General features: G+C 59.1%; 16 protein-coding genes. 7 read left to right on the top strand and 9 right to left on the bottom strand.

From position 1 onward, the window contains the following. Positions 1-58: 58 nt before the first annotated feature. Positions 59-325: a DUF6514 family protein gene (locus AC3YUO_RS08770; RefSeq protein WP_489962652.1), complete on the top strand. Its 267-nt coding sequence runs from the start codon at positions 59-61 to the stop codon at positions 323-325. 85 nt (positions 326-410) lie between these two features. Here AC3YUO_RS08770 and AC3YUO_RS08765 read toward each other — a convergent pair whose 3' ends face one another. The 5 genes from AC3YUO_RS08765 to trmD all read right to left on the bottom strand — a co-directional run bounded on the left by AC3YUO_RS08765 (position 411) and on the right by trmD (position 4,265). Beyond that, positions 411-542, bottom strand: a complete 132-nt coding sequence (locus tag AC3YUO_RS08765; RefSeq protein WP_489962651.1) for an OadG-related small transporter subunit — start codon at positions 540-542, stop codon at positions 411-413. Between the two features lie 16 nt (positions 543-558). Beyond that, positions 559-1,707 (bottom strand): sodium ion-translocating decarboxylase subunit beta, encoded by a 1,149-nt coding sequence (locus tag AC3YUO_RS08760; RefSeq protein ID WP_489962721.1) that lies wholly within the window; start codon positions 1,705-1,707, stop codon positions 559-561. 267 nt (positions 1,708-1,974) lie between these two features. Beyond that, positions 1,975-2,553 (bottom strand): hydrolase, encoded by a 579-nt coding sequence (locus AC3YUO_RS08755; protein ID WP_489962650.1) that lies wholly within the window; start codon positions 2,551-2,553, stop codon positions 1,975-1,977. Positions 2,554-2,585: 32 nt separating this feature from the next. Further along, positions 2,586-3,425: a DegV family protein gene (locus AC3YUO_RS08750; RefSeq protein ID WP_489962649.1), complete on the bottom strand. Its 840-nt coding sequence runs from the start codon at positions 3,423-3,425 to the stop codon at positions 2,586-2,588. Between the two features lie 81 nt (positions 3,426-3,506). After that, on the bottom strand, positions 3,507-4,265 hold the full coding sequence (trmD, locus tag AC3YUO_RS08745) for a tRNA (guanosine(37)-N1)-methyltransferase TrmD (protein WP_489962648.1): 759 nt from the start codon (positions 4,263-4,265) through the stop codon (positions 3,507-3,509). Between the two features lie 212 nt (positions 4,266-4,477). On the opposite strand from trmD, the gene AC3YUO_RS08740 reads away from it, so the two are divergent. Both AC3YUO_RS08740 and AC3YUO_RS08735 read left to right on the top strand, forming a co-directional pair. Continuing rightward, a complete protein-coding gene (locus AC3YUO_RS08740) occupies positions 4,478-5,827 on the top strand; it encodes an oxygen-binding di-iron domain-containing protein (RefSeq protein ID WP_489962647.1) in 1,350 nt (449 codons plus the stop codon). A gap of 9 nt (positions 5,828-5,836) precedes the next feature. Continuing rightward, positions 5,837-5,959 (top strand): rubredoxin-like domain-containing protein, encoded by a 123-nt coding sequence (locus AC3YUO_RS08735; protein ID WP_489962646.1) that lies wholly within the window; start codon positions 5,837-5,839, stop codon positions 5,957-5,959. Positions 5,960-6,013: 54 nt separating this feature from the next. Here the strand turns inward: AC3YUO_RS08735 and AC3YUO_RS08730 are convergent, their stop codons facing one another. Beyond that, positions 6,014-7,276, bottom strand: coding sequence for a glycosyltransferase family 2 protein (locus AC3YUO_RS08730; protein ID WP_489962645.1), 1,263 nt, complete (start codon positions 7,274-7,276; stop codon positions 6,014-6,016). 407 nt (positions 7,277-7,683) lie between these two features. Here AC3YUO_RS08730 and AC3YUO_RS08725 point away from each other — a divergent pair, with 407 nt between their 5' ends. The 4 genes from AC3YUO_RS08725 (at position 7,684) to AC3YUO_RS08710 (ending at position 11,392) form a co-directional block, all read left to right on the top strand. Then, entirely contained in the window at positions 7,684-8,796 is a 1,113-nt protein-coding gene (locus AC3YUO_RS08725) for a betaine/proline/choline family ABC transporter ATP-binding protein (RefSeq protein WP_489962644.1), read from the top strand. A 4-nt stretch (positions 8,797-8,800) separates the two neighbouring features. Then, a complete protein-coding gene (locus tag AC3YUO_RS08720) occupies positions 8,801-9,430 on the top strand; it encodes an ABC transporter permease (protein ID WP_489962643.1) in 630 nt (209 codons plus the stop codon). Continuing rightward, on the top strand, positions 9,430-10,956 hold the full coding sequence (locus AC3YUO_RS08715; protein ID WP_489962642.1) for a glycine betaine ABC transporter substrate-binding protein: 1,527 nt from the start codon (positions 9,430-9,432) through the stop codon (positions 10,954-10,956). The genes AC3YUO_RS08720 and AC3YUO_RS08715 overlap by 1 nt, the downstream gene beginning before the upstream one ends. Before the next feature lie 172 nt (positions 10,957-11,128). Next, on the top strand, positions 11,129-11,392 hold the full coding sequence (locus AC3YUO_RS08710) for a YlmC/YmxH family sporulation protein (RefSeq protein ID WP_489962641.1): 264 nt from the start codon (positions 11,129-11,131) through the stop codon (positions 11,390-11,392). Between the two features lie 12 nt (positions 11,393-11,404). Here AC3YUO_RS08710 and addA read toward each other — a convergent pair whose 3' ends face one another. The 3 genes from addA to AC3YUO_RS08695 are packed head-to-tail and all read right to left on the bottom strand — an operon-like array spanning position 11,405 to position 16,307. Then, positions 11,405-15,004 carry a helicase-exonuclease AddAB subunit AddA gene (gene addA, locus AC3YUO_RS08705; RefSeq protein WP_489962640.1) on the bottom strand — a complete coding sequence of 1,200 codons (3,600 nt, stop codon included), beginning with the start codon at positions 15,002-15,004 and terminating at the stop codon, positions 11,405-11,407. Positions 15,005-15,035: 31 nt separating this feature from the next. Beyond that, the gene (locus AC3YUO_RS08700; protein ID WP_489962720.1) at positions 15,036-15,449 is read right to left on the bottom strand and encodes an EamA family transporter; all 414 of its coding nucleotides are present in this window, start codon (positions 15,447-15,449) and stop codon (positions 15,036-15,038) included. Positions 15,450-15,473: 24 nt separating this feature from the next. Beyond that, positions 15,474-16,307: a pyridoxamine kinase gene (locus AC3YUO_RS08695; protein WP_489962639.1), complete on the bottom strand. Its 834-nt coding sequence runs from the start codon at positions 16,305-16,307 to the stop codon at positions 15,474-15,476. Positions 16,308-16,321: the final 14 nt, after the last annotated feature.

The raw sequence follows: 16,321 nt of genomic DNA, 5'->3' as shown, positions 1-16,321 counted from the left end.
TAGAACGCACTATATAATGTGGTCATGGAAAATTGTTTTGAGGGAGGAACACAAGATAATGGAGCTCATGATTGCCACCCGGAGTTGTGTGGATCCGGAGGGGCGTCCCCGCAGCTTTCACTACTATCTAACCGTGGACCAGATCGCGACCCCCGGCTTCTGCTGTGAAAACTACGGAGTCCGAATTGACGAGGAGGGCGGCGACAGCACCAGCATCCCAGCCATCACCACCAGCGCGCTCCGCATTGACGAGCTAATGACCCTTCTCACCGACCATTTGGTTGGGCCAGCCGGCTTGGCTGACGTCGTGGCCGACTGGCTATAAGCATACAAGGGAGATTACATAACAGAACAGGAGGCTCTCCTCTCGTGGGGAGCCTCCTGTTTTTGTAGGATTGCGCTGCAACCAATTACTTTTTGTTCCGGTTGTCAATTTTCTGCATGACAGCCACCAGCAGAGCGATGACGCCCAGCACCACAAAGATGCCCAGCATCCCCTGCCCCATCATTTCCAGCGCCTGCTCAATATTTTGCATATTCATCGTCTCTACTCCTTTCTCAGCCGCCAATCATATGGGTCGCACAGTACTGCAGCACAACGCCACCCGCCACCACAGAGGCAATCTGGCCGGACACGTTGGCCGCCACAGCGTGCATCAGCAGGTGATTCTGGGGATCGGCCTCCTGGCCCAGCTTCTCAATAACACGGGAAGACATGGGGAATGCAGAGATACCGGCGGCACCTACCATGGGGTTAATCTTGTTCTTGGGGGTAAACAGGTTCAGCAGCTTGACAAACAGCACGCCTACCACGGAGTCCAGCACGAAGGCCACCAGGCCCAGGCCCATAATGAGCAGGGTTTCCGGCTTAACAAACTGGTCCGCCTTCATGGAGAAGGAGATGGTGATGCCCAGCAGCAGGGTAATGAGGTTTGCAAGCTCGTTCTGAGCGGTCTGGGACAGCGTGGAGAGCACGCCGCACTCCCGGATGAGGTTGCCGAACATCAGGAATCCTACCAGGGCCACAGAAGACGGGGCCACCAGACCCGCAATGACCGAAACAATAATGGGGAACAGAATACGCAGGCGGCGGGAAACGCCCTGAGCCCGGTAGGGCATACGCATGGCCCGATCCTTCTTGGTGGTCACCAGCTTGATGGCAAAGGGTTGAATGATAGGTACCAGAGCCATATAGGAGTAAGCGGCCACGGCGATGGCACCCATATAGTTGGACTTGAGCACCTGGGAAACCAGCAGAGAGGTGGGACCGTCAGCGGCACCGATGATGCCGATGGAGGCCGCATCCTTCATATCAAAGCCAGCCGCAGCGGCAATCAGGATAGTGAGGAAGATGCCGGCCTGAGCTGCGGCGCCGCACAGAAACAGCTTGGGATTCGCCAGCAGGGGGCCAAAGTCAATCATGGCGCCAATGCCGATAAAGAGGAGAATGGGCATGGCCTCGCTGGCCTCAATACCTACTTCAAAGAGCCACTGGATGATTCCGTTGGTCTCGCCCACACCCTGGGTTATCTGGTCGATGACGCCGGAGGTGGGAAGGTTGACCAGAATGGCACCGAAGCCCATGGGCATCAGCAGAGCCGGTTCAAACCCCTTTTCAATGGCCAACCAGATCAGCAGGCCTCCCACTGCATACATAACCAGCTGCTGCCAGGTAATGGACAGCACACCTTCCCACAAAAATTCCATCATCTGCATCTCCTTTTTCTTCGTTGCTTCCAACTTTGGATGCTTACAATCAAAGTGTGCCCGTCTCACCATGAAAAAAGACCTGCGCTCCCGTCAAGGAACGCAGGTCTGGTCATTTCAGGCACAGCCAGGAGGAAACCCTCCAGGATTGTTGGCGCATGCCGCGCGGCACTGCCGCACTGACTACTCCCCTTTGTTGTATGAGGGATCATATCACGCACGTTTCCCTTTGTCAAGGAAAAAACTGACACACTCTCCCCTATCTGCTCACACAGACAATGAACCTGCCTGGGCTTCAATCGCCGTTTCCTCACTCTGCATAGCCTTTAGCGTCCGCTCCAGCAGGTCATCCAGCTCCCAGCCCAGCAATTCAGCCCCTGAGGCAATGACATCCCGGGAACAGCCGGCAGCAAACTTCTTATCCTTGAATTTTTTCTTCAGGGATTTCAGTTCCATGTCGGACACGCTCTTGGACGGTCTCATCAGCGCGGCCGCGCCGATGAGTCCGGTGAGTTCGTCGGTGGCATACAGGACCTTTTCCATCTCATGATCGGGCTTGATGTCCACGCACAGCCCCCAGCCGTGGCTGGCTGTGGCACGGATAATGCTCTCATCCACCCCAGCCTGCCGCATCAACTCCTGAGACTTTTTGCAGTGTTCCTCCGGCCAGCGCTCAAAATCCAGGTCATGCAGGAGGCCCACAATGGACCAATAGTCCGCCTCATCTCCGTAGCCCAGCTCACGGGCAAACCAGCCCATCACATGCTCCACCGTAATGGCGTGGCGGAGATGGAAGGGCTCCTTGTTATAGGTAGTCAAAAGCTGCCAGGCCTCTTCCCTTGTCATATCTTGGTACACCTTGCTTTCTTACCGTTTTCTCAGTATGCCATAACCACGCCGCCGTCGTTGGCGTAGACCGTAGTGATGCCTCCTGCCTCCAGCAGGAGAATGTGAGCAAACTTACACTTCTGCTCCACCATGGCTTTGACGAAAAAGGCACGCTCCAGGCAGTTGCAGTGACAGATGGCCAGGGTCCGCCCCTCGTGATTGGGGTCCGCCGCCATCCGATCCACCAGCTTGGTCAGTGCCTGCTTCATGGACATGGCCTGCCCCAGCTTGCAGATCTCTCCCTCCGGAGTGGCGGACATCATCAGCTTGATGCGCAGCGCTCCGGTTACCACCGCCTGCAACTTGGTCAGGCGGCCGTTTTTCCGAAGATTTTCCAGAGTCTCCAGTACAAACAATGTCTGCATCTGGTAGATGAACTGCTCCACTTCCCGCACCACATGCTTGAAGGGCATGCCGCTTCCGGCCAGCTCACGGATTTTCAGAGCCACCAGGACCTCCCCCGAGGAGGCAGAGCAGGAGTTGAACACATGGACATTTACGTGGGGGTGGTCCTCCTCCAGCATCAGTTTGGCCTGCTCGGCGCTGTTATGGGAACCGCTGAGCAAGGCCGAGAGAGTCACCACATACACGTCATCCGGCTCGCCCTCACAGTAGGCGTCCAGATACACCTGGGGCGAGGGGCACGCGGTGGAAGGAGCCTGCTCGCTCTGCTTCATGGACCAGAGCAAATCAGCCTGGTCAAAGTTTTCGTCGTCCACGAAGGTACTTCCGTTGGACTGAATGGTCAAAGGAGCCTTGACAAAGCAGGGGTCCTTAAGCATTTGAGGGGTGAGATCGCAGCAGCTGTCCACAACAATTTTGAAGCTCATGTTGTTCATCTCCAAATGTGATTTTAAAAACCAGATCGTGTTAAATCAGTTTAACATAATTATGGATGAGATGCAAGCTTTTTACCGGTTCTTTTCCGCCTGCTCCTGCTCCAGCTCTGCCAGCAGCTTTCGGTCCTCCTTGGAGGAGAGATCCAGCTTTTCGTAGAGGTCGGGGCGGCGCTGACGGGTACGGAGGATGGACTGCTTGCGCCGCCACTGGTCCACCTTGGCGTGGTTGCCCGAGAGGAGGATAGAGGGCACCGCCCGGTCATGCCACACCTCCGGGCGAGAGTACTGGGGTGCCTCCAGCATTCCGTTCCAGTGGCTCTCGTTCTCGTAGCAGGATGGGTCGGACAGCACCCCAGGCACCAGGCGGCACACCGCGTCGGCCACCGCCATGGCAGGGATCTCTCCTCCTGTCATGACAAAGTCGCCCAGGGAAATTTCCTCGTCCACGCACTCCTCGATAAAGCGCTCGTCAATCCCCTCGTAGTGGCCGCAGACCAGAATGAGGCGCTCATAGTCCGCCTTCAGCCGCCGGGCATCTGCCTGGCAGAAGGTCTTTCCGGCGGGCGACATGAAGATGGTGTGAATCCGTTCCCCTGCCTCATCACAGATGTGCTTCCAGCAGCGGTAGAGGGGATCTGCCTGCATCACCGCGCCCCGCCCTCCGCCATAGGGATAGTCGTCCACCTGCTTCTGCTTGTTCACGGTATAATCCCGGATCTGATGGCACTCTATCCGGATATAGCCCCGTTCCTGTCCGCGTCCCAGCACAGACTCGCACAGCATATCCCCTACCACATCCGGGAATAATGTCATAATATCAATGCGATACATGTGTTCTTCGCTCCTATGCACCAGGGTTTCATCCCCGTCTTTTCTTCAGCAGACATCATTATACGAAATTTTCCTGTCCTTTTCAATGTACTTTTTGTATTCCACGTCTAATTTTCAAGAAAACCAGGGTTTCTACTACCTTTTTTCCTTGGTTTGTGCTATGATAACCTCGTTCGAACTTTACTTCTTTATCAAAGAGAGGCGTTAATAATATGTACTGCATTCGAAATGTAACCGAAGACCTTCTGTGGATTGGTGCTAACGACCGTCAGCACCCCACCTTTGAGGCCACCTATCCGGTGCCCCGCGGCATGTCCTTCAACTCCTACCTCTTGCTGGATGAGAAGACGGTGCTCTTCGATACCGTGGACCGCTCGGTTCAGGCCCAGTTCTTTGAAAATCTGGAGAAGGGCCTGAACGGCCGGAAGCTGGACTACGTGTTCGTCCACCACATGGAGCCCGACCACGCCGCCACCCTGGGCGATCTGATGATCCGCTACCCCGAAGCCACCATCGTCTGCAACGGTAAGGTGATCAACCTCATCCGCCAGTTCCATTGCACGGATCCCAAGGGCGCCATCCTGGTCAATGAGGGTGACACCCTGGACACCGGCCGTCACCACTTCACCTTTGTCAGCGCCCCCATGGTCCACTGGCCCGAGGTTATGGTGAGCTACGACTCCACCGACAAAATTCTCTTCTCTGCCGACGCCTTTGGCACCTTCGGCGCCCTCAACGGCATCCTGTTCGCCGACGAGGTGGACTTTGACCGGGACTGGCTGGATGATGCCCGGCGCTACTACACCAACATCGTGGGCAAGTACGGTGCTCAGGTAACTGCTCTGTTGGGCAAGGCGGCCAAGCTGGACATTCAGACCATCTGCCCCCTCCATGGTCCGGTGTGGCGCAAGGACCTGGGCTACATTCTGGACAAGTACGCCAAGTGGGCCGCCTATGAGCCTGAGGTCCAGGGCGTAGTCATCCCCTTTGCCTCGGTATATGGAGGCACGGAAAACGCGGCCAACATTCTGGCCTGCCGCCTGGCGGAGCAGGGCATTCCCGTGGAAATGTATGACGTGTCGGTGACCGACGTGTCCTATGTTCTGTCCGAGTGCTTCAAGTACAGCCACATCGTCTTTGCCTCCACCACTTACAACAACGGCATCTTCGTCACCATGGAGAACCTCCTCCATGACCTGGCCCATCACGCTCTGAAAAACCGCACCGTGGCCCTCATCCAGAACGGCTCCTGGGCCCCCACCAGCGGAAAGCTCATGACCCAGATTCTGGAGAGCATGAAGGACATGAAGCTGCTGGAGGCTCCCTTCACCCTGAAGTCCGCGCTGGCCCCCGGCCAGGAGGCCGACCTGGATGCGCTGGCCCAGGCTCTGGCCGCCTCCGTCCGGGGCGAGGAGCCCGCTGTCCCCGCCGAGCAGGAGGCCAAGCCCCACGGCTTCGTGTGCAAGATCTGCGGCTTCATCTATGAGGGTGACGTGCTGCCGGCCGACTTCGTCTGCCCCATCTGCCGCCGCCCCGCCAGCGACTTCGCTCCCCTGACCTGAGACGGCGCCATGTGTTATCTGTGTCGGCTCTGCGGCTTTCTCTACGACGAGGAGACTCGGGGGCCTATACCTCCGGACTACGTCTGCCCCATTTGTGGAGCCAGCCGGGACCAGTTTGAAGAAGATTCTTAAAAAAACAGCCTGCCGCGTTTTATGCGGCAGGCTGTTTTTTATAAGCAGAAATCGTCAGGGAATGAGCGCCTTGCTCTGGGAGAGCGAGTCGGGCGCGACGTTGCGGGTATGGCGAATCTCTTCCCAGACCGTAGTCTTCTTCACAAAGCTTTCCAGGGTAATGGGCAGCCAGGACAGCAGGAACAGCCAATAAAAGGCCACGCTTTTTATCATCCGCCGGTCCCACTTCCCCTCCACGGTCAGCACCAGACAGGCGCACAGCGTGGAGCCCAGGGCCATCAATGCCAGGTTCAGCACCACTGCTACCAGGAATCTTCCGGGGACCTGGGACAGCTTATAGCAGTCGAGGCAGGCCGAGAGAGACACCAGCACCAGATTGAGCAGAGCGGCTGCCTGATAGGCTGGAATAACCAGGGTGGCCGCCAAATCAAACAGCGGCATAGACTTTTTCGCACCATAGATCTGCAAGGTGCGGCCCATGTAGAGCTGTGCCACCTGAACCGTTCCGCTGGTCCAGCGGCGGCGCTGCTTTATTGACAAGGCATAATCCAGCGGCTGTTCATCATAGGTTATAGCCTTGGGGACCCAGTGGATCTTCTCCCCCGCCAGAATACACTGGGCAGTGATCTCTAGATCCTCGCTGATGGTCCTGGTGTTCCAGCCTCCCATCCGCTCCAGGGTCTGGTTGGAAATCATAAAGCCGGTTCCATTTACCAGAGCGGACAGGCCAAGGCCCGTCTTGCCGCCGTTGTGGAAGCGGTCCATCATCCAGTAGTAGATGGAGTAGCTGCCGGAAATCACCGTGTCAAAGGGATTTTTGCTGTCCCGGTATCCCTGAGCCACTCGGGCACCCGCCATATAGGCGTTGTTCATCTCACTCAAAAACCGGCGGTCCACCAGGTTGTCCGCATCAAAGACACAGTAGGCATCGTAGTGGCGGCCGCGGAGACGCTGATAGGCAAAGCGCAGGACCTCGCCCTTGCTCCGTACCGGAACGGTGCATTCCAGCACCTTTGCTCCAAAACTCTGAGCGGCCAGAGCCGTGTTGTCCGTGCAGTTGTTGGGAATCACCCAGACGTCATACAGCTCGGACGGATAGTCCTGCGTCAGCAGACTGTTAATCAGCGGGCCGATGACCAGCTCCTCGTTCCGGGCAGCAATCAAAACAGCAAACCGGGTGCGGGCAGGGTGCCATCCATAGTCCAAGGGCTTTCTCCAGGACATCAGTCCGGTGAGCAGATAATATCCGCCCCAAAGGGTGATGACAAGCCACACCAGGCCGGACGCGATCATCAACACGGGAAGAATGTGTTCCATTGTCCCTACCTCCTTGTTCCTTTGTGCCTATCCTAACAAAGCTTTGTTAAGGACGGAGGGGGAGAAAGATTAAGATTTTATAAAGACTTCCTTAATGTCCCGCAATTTCCAGTTTCACCCTTCACATTTTGTTAATTTGACAGCTTTACAGAAATCAGCTATACTATTTTTTGTAATATGTGCTGTCTTACGGTCCGCGACCTGGAGAATCCTCCCGCAGAGGGAAAAGATTCTCTTTGTTGCGGCTCCTTTTTTAAACCTTCGGGCAGGGTTACACCTGGCCCCGGAGCTTTTCGTCGGCCGCTCTGCGGCCCCTGCCCTGTGCATTCGGCCTTACGGTCGGCACAGCCTTTCATTTGTCCAGGTGCCGATGACAGCCCGGCACCCACCGGAAAAGGAGGTCAATCTTGCTTCGCTTCGAACACGTATCCATGTCTTACGGCAGCCAGACCATTCTCCGCGACCTCAGCTTTGAGATCCAGGAGGGACAATTTGCCGTCTTCATCGGCCCGTCCGGCTGCGGGAAAACCACCACGCTAAAAATGATCAACCGTCTGATTCAGCCTGACAGCGGCCATATCTACCTGAACAATCAGGATATCGCCACTGTGGACCGGATTGAGCTGCGCCGTCACATCGGCTACGTCATTCAGCAGATCGGTCTGTTTCCAAACATGACGGTTGCCCAGAACATTTGTGTGGTGCCAAGGCTTCTGAAATATCCCAAAGACAAGTGTGACCAGATTGTCCGGGATATGCTGGCCATGGTGGATATGCCCTATGAGCGGTATGCGGGCAAATATCCCTCCGAACTGTCCGGCGGACAGCAGCAGCGCATCGGAATCCTGCGTGCTCTGGCTGCCTCCCCCCCTATCGTACTCATGGATGAGCCCTTCAGCGCCCTGGACCCCATGACCCGCCGCTCCCTCCAGCTGGAGGTAAAGAACCTGCAGCAAAAGCTGAACAAGACCATTATCTTTGTCACCCACGATATGGATGAGGCACTGGACTTGGCCGATGTCATTATTTTCATGGACAAGGGAAGTATTGTCCAAATGGCTCAGCCGGAGGAAATGCTGGACAATCCCGCCACCGAACAGGTAAGAGACTTCCTGGGCAAGCATCTCACCGGGTCCGACTCTGCCGACATGACGGCCGCCGACTTTATGCGTACCGGCATTGTGGCGGTGAACCAGAACCGGGGCATCAACGAGTGCGTCAGCCGCATGCAGCATCACAACGTGGACACCCTCTTGGTGATCGATGAGAACAAACGCTACCAGGGCACGGTTTCCATTGCGGACATCCGTCTGACCGGCCATGTGGTCAAGACCATCGGTCCCCTGGTACGGGACAATACCCCCACGGTGAATGTGGGCGACAACGCCAAAGATTGCTTCGATCTGCTGGTGTCCAGCGGCTTTCCCTATCTGGTGGTGCTCAACGAGGACCGGACCATCGCCGGCATCATTACCAAAACCAGCATGGCCTCCGCTATGGCGGAGCATCTGTGGGGGTGATGGAATGGGTGAATTGCTGAAGGATATTCTGTTCCATGTGGCGCAGCATCTGGGGTATACGCTGGTCTCCGTGGGCATCGGCTTTGTCCTGGGGCTGTCCCTGGGCATGGCGCTTTCCCGGTTTCCAAAGGTGTCCAAATACCTCATCCCGGTGCTGTCCATCCTCAATACTGTGCCCGGCATCGTGTTTATCGGCATTTTGTTCATCTACCTGGGCAGACAGCCCCTGACGGTACTGGTGGCTCTGTCCATCTACGCCATGTTCCCTGTCCTGAAAAACACCGTCACCGGCCTTGCCTCGGTGGAACCCCAGTACAAAGAGGCTGCCCGGGGCTGCGGCATGAGCCACATGCAGCGGCTGATGCTGGTGGAACTGCCCCTGGCCATGCCCACCATCATCGGCGGATTGCGGCTGTCCACCGTCTACACCGTCAGCTGGGCGGTACTGGCCTCCATGATCGGCCTGGGCGGCCTGGGCGACTTTATCTACCAGGGGGTCAGCTCCTACAACAACGCTCTTATCCTGGAGGGGGCCATTCCCGCCGCCCTGCTGGCCTTTCTCCTGGGCTCCCTGGTGGATGCCCTGCAGCGCCGGGTGGTACCCAAAGGGTTACGGAAAGGCGGGGATGACTGATGACCTTATCCATGGTATGGAGCCATCTGCTCATCGTCCTGTCCGCCCTGGTGATCGCCGTGGCAGCAGGCGTTCCTCTGGGCCTGTTGTCCTACCTGTGTCCACGCCTGGGCAAGGTGATCCTTCGGGTGGTGGACCTCATCCAGACCACCCCCGCCCTGGCCCTGCTGGGTATTATTATGGTGGTTCTGGACCCGGGCAAGCCCACTGTCATGGTGGGTCTGGCCCTCTACTCCCTGCTGCCCATCGTGCGCAACACCTGCCTGGGACTCTCCCAGGTGCCCGACTATCTAAAGGAGGCCGGCACCGGGATGGGCATGAGCCGGGCCTACCGCCTGTTCCGGGTGGAGGTCCCCCTGACCATTCCCATGCTGTTTACCGGCATCCGCATCGCGGCTGTTAACGCCATTGGCACCGCGATCTTTGCCTCCTTTGTGGGCGGCGGCGGCCTGGGCGGGGTGTTCTACACCGGAATCCGGCAACAGAATATGGGCCTTATCCTGGGGGCCACCGCGGTGCTGATGCTCATGGCCCTGGTGCTGGACACGTTAATGGGCTATGTGGAGCACCGCTTCAACAGCCATAAGAAGCTGCCCGGCTGGGCCCGCTGGGGCGGCGGCATCGCCCTATGTGCGGCCAGTGTGGCCCTGGTGGTTTACATGCTCATCCCCGCCAATACAGAAGGAACGCTGGTCCTATACGACGGGGACTACTCCGAGGTAAAGGTCATGCACAGCATGATTAAGCAGCTGGTGGAGGATAAAACGGATCTGACGGTGGAAATCAAGGACCAGATGTCCCAGGTCAACAATTTCAATGCCCTTCGGGGTCCTGACCCGGACTGCGACCTCATGTTCAGCTATGACGGCACCGTACTGACCACCTTCCTGGGAATGGACACCACGGACATCCCCGCAGGCATGAGCCTCTACGACTTTGTGAACCAGGAAGTCAGCCGTCAGGAGGGGCTGCATATGCTGGGCAAGGTGGGGCTTAACAACACCTACGCCATCGGCGTAACCCAGGACGTGGTGGACACCTACGGCGTAAGCACCATCAGCGATCTGGTGCCCATTGCCTCTCAGCTGCACTTTGGTGCAGAGCATGAGTTCTTTACTGAGGAGGGCAGCATGAAGTACCAGCCCTTCGTAGACTTTTACGGCCTCAAGTTCCAGTCGGCCACACCGGTGGATGTGGTGCTGAAATACGACGCGGTGGAGCGTGGCTCCTTTGACGCCATGGTGGTCTATACCACCGACGGTTTGAACAAGCGGGCCGGATTGACCATTCTGGAGGATGACCAGCAGTTCTTCCCGGAGTATAACGGCGCCATTCTGGTGCGGGATGACCTGTTCCAGGACTTTGCGGATACGGCTCCTGAGCTGGAGCAGGTTCTGGAGCTGCTCACCGGACAAGTAAGCAACGAGGATATGGTATCCATGACCTACGCCATCGATGTGGAGCGCCAGGATGTGGACCAAGTGGCCCACGACTTCCTGGTGGAGCGAGGCCTGCTGGAAGAATAGTTTCTCCACCAATCCATTTCCGTCTCGCGGAACCACATTCTATTTTGAAGCAAAAAGCGGCCCCACTCCGGATGTTCTCCGGGGCGGGGCCGCTTCTCCTTGGCATAGGACGTGCCCATAGCCTCATATTCTTTCGAACAGAATAGAAATTCGGTCCATGGGAGGAATTTTTATGGAGACAAGGATTGCAGAGCTGCGGTACAAGGAGGTCATCAGTGTGGCCGACGGCAGCCGCTTCGGCTATGTGGGTGACATGGAGGTGGATCTGGAGAGCGGCCAGGTGCGCTCACTGGTGGTGCCCGGCCGCCGCCGGTTCTTCGGCCTGCTGGGACGGGAGGAGGACCACTACATTCCCTGGTCCTGTGTGCGCCGATTCGGAGAGGACATCATCCTGGTGGAAGATCCGCCCAGACGCCGCGCCCCAAGAAGAACATAAGGTTTTAGCCCTTTACAGCTCTTTCGCTGTATCCGTGGCAAAAAACCACAGTGCTTTCCGCTTCACCGGGCGGTCTAAAATGCGCTCCAGCGCCTGACTGTACGCCTCAATCTGGACCCGGTGCCGCTCCGCCGCGGCATCCTCGCCGCCGGGCCGGATGCGGTCACTCTTGAAGTCCACCACCGTGACGCCCGTCCCGTCGTCAAACCAGGCGTCTATGACGCCCTGAAGGAGAATCTCCTCCTCTCCCGCATCCGGGAAATAGGTCCTGGCCGGAACCAGGAGGGAAAATTTGAATTCACGGCCCACTTCCTTGGCCGAGAGCAGCTCCTGCCCCAGCTTGCTTGCAAAGAAGGCAGCCAGCCGCTCCGGCTGGACCGCCTCCCGCTGCAGGGCGGTGAGATACCCCTCCTCCGTCAGCCGGTCCAGCTGCTGCCGGATGCTGTCCACGCTGTGGTCTCCCTCCAGGGAGACGTACTGCATGGCCAGGTGGAGGGCGGTACCCCTCTGAGCGGGGGTCAGTCCTTTGGACTGGGCCATAAAGTCGGGGCGGTAGGGCTCCCAGTTTTCCTGGGCAGGTTCGGCGGAAGGCGGGGCGTCCTCCGCCGCCTCCTGGTCCACCGTCCGGCCCTTGATCTGGGTGGCGGTAAGCTTGGAGGGGATAGGAACCGCCCCGGCATAGGGGTAGTGCCAGGTCAGGCGCTCATAGAGGTCCTGTACCGCCTCCCCCTCCTCCGGCAAATCAGCCAGCCGGCCCTGGGGCCGGGCGGGCTCGGACAGGGGCTGTCCCTGAATCCACCGGATATCCCAGGCAGGGCCTAAGTCAGTTGCTGCCCCCTGTTCCGGCAACCCGGCCAGTTCCCGCAGGGGGGCGGCCTCCGGCCGGGACAAGGCGTGGAGCAGAATCCAAGCTCCCACGCTCTGTTGGTTCTCCAGGGCCATGGGGGACACGGGTGCGGACACGTCCTCCCCCAGCCGCTCCAGGCTCCGGATGCCCTCTGGCAGGGCCAGAGTCAAAATAAGCTTCTCCTTGGCCCGGGTCATGGCCACATAGAGAAGGCGCAGCTCCTCGGACATCATCTCACGCTCCAGCTGCCGGGCCACCGCCCGGCGGGCCAGGGTGGGATACTCCACCATTCGCTCCCGGTCCAGCCCCTTTGGTCCCACCCCCAACGTGGGGTGGAACAGCACCGGGCGCATCAAATCGTCCCGGTTGAGCCGCCGGGTGAGGCCGCACACCAGCACCACCGGCTTCTCCAGGCCCTTGGAGCGGTGGATGGACAAGATGGACACGCCCTCCTCCTGGCCATTCCCGCCGCTGGAGGCAATCCGGGCCCCCGTCTCCTGCAGCCGCTGGAGGCGGAGCAAAAACTGGAACAGAGAGCGGCAGCCCGCATCCTCCAGTTGGCCGGCCAGGGCGTAGAAGGACAGCAGGTTGTCCTGCCGCTCCCGGCCCCGGTCCATGGCTCCGAACAGCCCGAGCAGGTTGGTGGTCTCATAGATATGCCAGATGAGCTGCCGGCAGGTCTTGTCCCCTGCCCCAAAGCGCAGCCGCTCCAGCTCCGCCAAAAAGTCAGTGCAGGCCCGGTCGCCCTCCTGGGCGGCCTTCACCATGGCGGAATAGAAGTCTCCCTTGGCCTGGGCGCGCAGCAGGGCTAACTGGTCCCCGGTAAAGCCGTACACCGGAGAGCGCAGGGCGGAAATGAGGGGTACATCCTGGTGGGGGTTGTCCACGATCTGCAAGATGGACAGGGCTACGCTCACCTCAGTGGTGGCAAGGAAGTCCTCGCCGCCGTCCGCAGTCCAGGGAATCCCCTCCTCACTGAGGGCCCGCAGGTAATGGCGCAGGACCGAGCCGGGGCTCCGGAGCAGAATCATGATGTCCGAGGGGCGGACGGGGCGGAGCCCATCCCCCTGTGTGATAAGCAGCGGCTTTTCCAGCAGCTCCCGGATGCGCCGGGCGGCAAAGCGTGCCTCCATCAGGTCCTTGCTCTCCCGTTCCCCCTCCTGCTCCCCCAAAAAGGACAGGTCCAGTCCGTCTACCTCCAGTGCGTAGTCCTCCCCCTCCGGGAAGGAGGCCCCGGGGGCCAGGGCCTGGTCGTCGGTGTAGTCCAGCTCGCCGAATTCCGTGGACATAATGTTTCGGAACAGGTCGTTACACCCCAGAAGCACCTGGGGCCGGGAGCGGAAATTCCGGGAGAGCACCCGCTTTCGGGGCTCTCCCTCCTCCGCCTCATCCCCGACGGAAAAGCGGCGGTATTTGTCCAGAAAGATGGTGGGGTCAGCCAGACGGAAGCGGTAAATGGACTGCTTCACGTCGCCTACCTCAAAAAGCTTACGGCCGCCCTGGGAGATGGCGGAGAAGATAGCGTTCTGCACCTGGTTGGTGTCCTGGTACTCATCCACCAGCACCTCGTCAAACCGGACTGACCAACTCTCCGCCAGCGGAGTGGGATGCCCCTCCCCGTCCAACAGAAGCTTGACCGCAAAGTGCTCCAGGTCGGAAAAGTCCATCACACTCCGGCGGCGCTTCTCTGCTCCATAGGCCTTCTGAAAGTCCATCACCAGGTCCATCAGCGCCTGCACGGCAGGACGGGACAGGCGCAGTTCCTCCAACAGGGCGGCGCTGTCCCCCTCCAGCTGAGCGGCCACCTTCTCCATCTGCTTTTTGCTCCGGGTACGGATGGCCTTCACCCGCTGGGCGGCCTGGGCCGCCCGGATCTCCTCCATGTGGCTCAGCTCCTGGGTACGCTTTTTCTTCCGGCCCACGGCGGGAAAAGACACGGGCAGACAGGCCTGGGCTTGGTCCCAGCTTTGGGCGGCCAGCAGGCCGTCCAGTCCTTCCAGGGTTGCGGAAATGGAAGGGGCGTAGTTCATCTCCAACAGCTCGTCTGCCTGAGTGAGGGCCAGTGCCTGCTCCATCCGGTCCCGGCACCACCGCCCCTGGCGGCGGGCTTCCTCCAGCAGCAGAGCACCCCAGGGGGTCTGGGCGGCGTCCGTCACTCCATCCAGCTCCCAGGCCTGCCGCTGCTCCTGAAGCCACTGCTCCGGGTCCGGGTGGCTCTGCACCCGCTGGGCGATGTCCAGCACAATCTGTACCAGCCGGCTGTCATCCCGGCCCGCCCCCAGGGTGTCCGCCAGCTGGGCAAAGGGGCTGTTTTCCTCCAGTCCCTCGTACCGCCGGTCCAGCAGCTCCTCCAGAGTGCGGACCATGAGCACCTGCCCCTCCCCCTCGTCGCACAGCCGGGTATCCGGGTCCAAATCCAGCAGGTGGCCGCTCTCCCGCAGCAGGGCGGCACAGAAGGCATGGATAGTAGAGATCTGTGCCTTATAGACCAGGGTAGTCTGCCGCCGCAGGTGGCGGTCCCCCGGCCGCTCCGCCAGCCGGGAGGCAAGCTCCTGGGCAATTCGGGTACGCAGCTCCGCCGCCGCTGCTTTGGTATACGTAATCACCAGGAAGCGGTCAATGTCCGCCCCGTCCTTGGTCACCCGGTCCAGCAGCCGCTCCACCAGCACCCGGGTCTTGCCCGAACCGGCCGCGGCAGACACCAGCAGCTCTCCGCCCCGGTCGTCTACGATGCTTCGCTGTTCGTCCGTCAGCGGGAACGCCATAAAACCGCCTCCTCTCCCAACAAATTTCGTCTCAGAGAATCAGAATAAAGGTACCCAGGGTAATGAGCGCCCCGCCCACCACCTTGGTCAGAGTAACCTTCTCCCCCAGCACCACAAAGGCCAGAACAATGGACAGCACCACACTGAACTTATCAATGGGAATGACTTTGCTGGCTTCCCCGATCTGGAGGGCGTGGAAGTAGCACAGCCAGGACAGGCCCGTGGCCAAGCCGGACAGGATGAGGAACACCCAGCCCCGTGTGGTAATGCTCCCGATTTCCGTCTGTTTCCCGGAAGCCAGCACGATGGCCCAGGCCATCACCAGCACCACCGTAGTGCGGATGGCGGTGGCCAGGTTGGAATTGATGTCCGCCATGCCAAGCTTGGCCAGAATTCCTGTCAGTGCGGCAAATACCGCCGACAAAAGCGCGTACACAGCCCACATCATAGGTTCTCTCTCCTCTTTTCTTTACTCTTTCAGCAGACTGAGAAACTTCTCAATCCGAATGCCCTTGTTCTTTTCAATCTCGTCCTGCTCCAGAAAAATAAGCCGCTCCAGAATGTCCATGGCCTGCTGCACCGCCTCCTGCATGGGCGTTCCTGCCAGCAGCTTGCCCACCAGCACAGCGGAAAAGAGGTCTCCTGTGCCAGGAAAATGGACCTGAATGAAGCGGTAAGGCAGGGTGAAGTATGTCCCGGAAGCATGATCGAAGCCCCAGACCACGTGGCGGCCGGTCTCCTGCTCCACGCCGCTGGTCACCACCACCGAGCGGGGCCCGAAGGCCAACAGGCCGTCCACCAGTTCCCTTGCCTGCGCCTGATTTAGTCCCTCCTTGCCCACATGAAGGCCGGTGAGGAACTGGGCCTCCGTGAGGTTCGGAACAATCACGTCAGCCACACCGATGAGGTGGCGCATGTTCTCCACCGTCTCCTCCGTCACGCCGTTGTAGAGCTTGCCGTCGTCCCCCATAATGGGGTCGGTCATCACCAGCAGGCCCTCCTTCTTCTGCCCGGCAATAAAATCCCGGATGATGCCCACCTGGGCCGCCGAGGCCAGAAAGCCGGTGGTAATGCAGTCAAACTGAAAGCCCAGCTCCTTCCACGCCGCGATGGCTTTTACCATGTAATCGGTGGTGTCCAGAATGGTGAAGGTTCCGTAGTCCAAGGTGTTGGACACCAGCGCGGTGGGCAGGTTGTAGACACTGTGGCCCAGATTGGACAAAACCGGCAGCATGGCCGCCAGGGCCACCTTTCCGTAGCCGCACATGTCGTTGATGATCAAAATATTCTTACTTTTCTCCATAACTGGGTATTCTC

The organism is Pseudoflavonifractor sp. HNCC25GI2 (assembly GCF_058136395.1).
The sequence above is the reverse complement of the archived record's forward strand: the minus strand, read 5'-3'. Positions and strand labels throughout refer to the sequence as shown.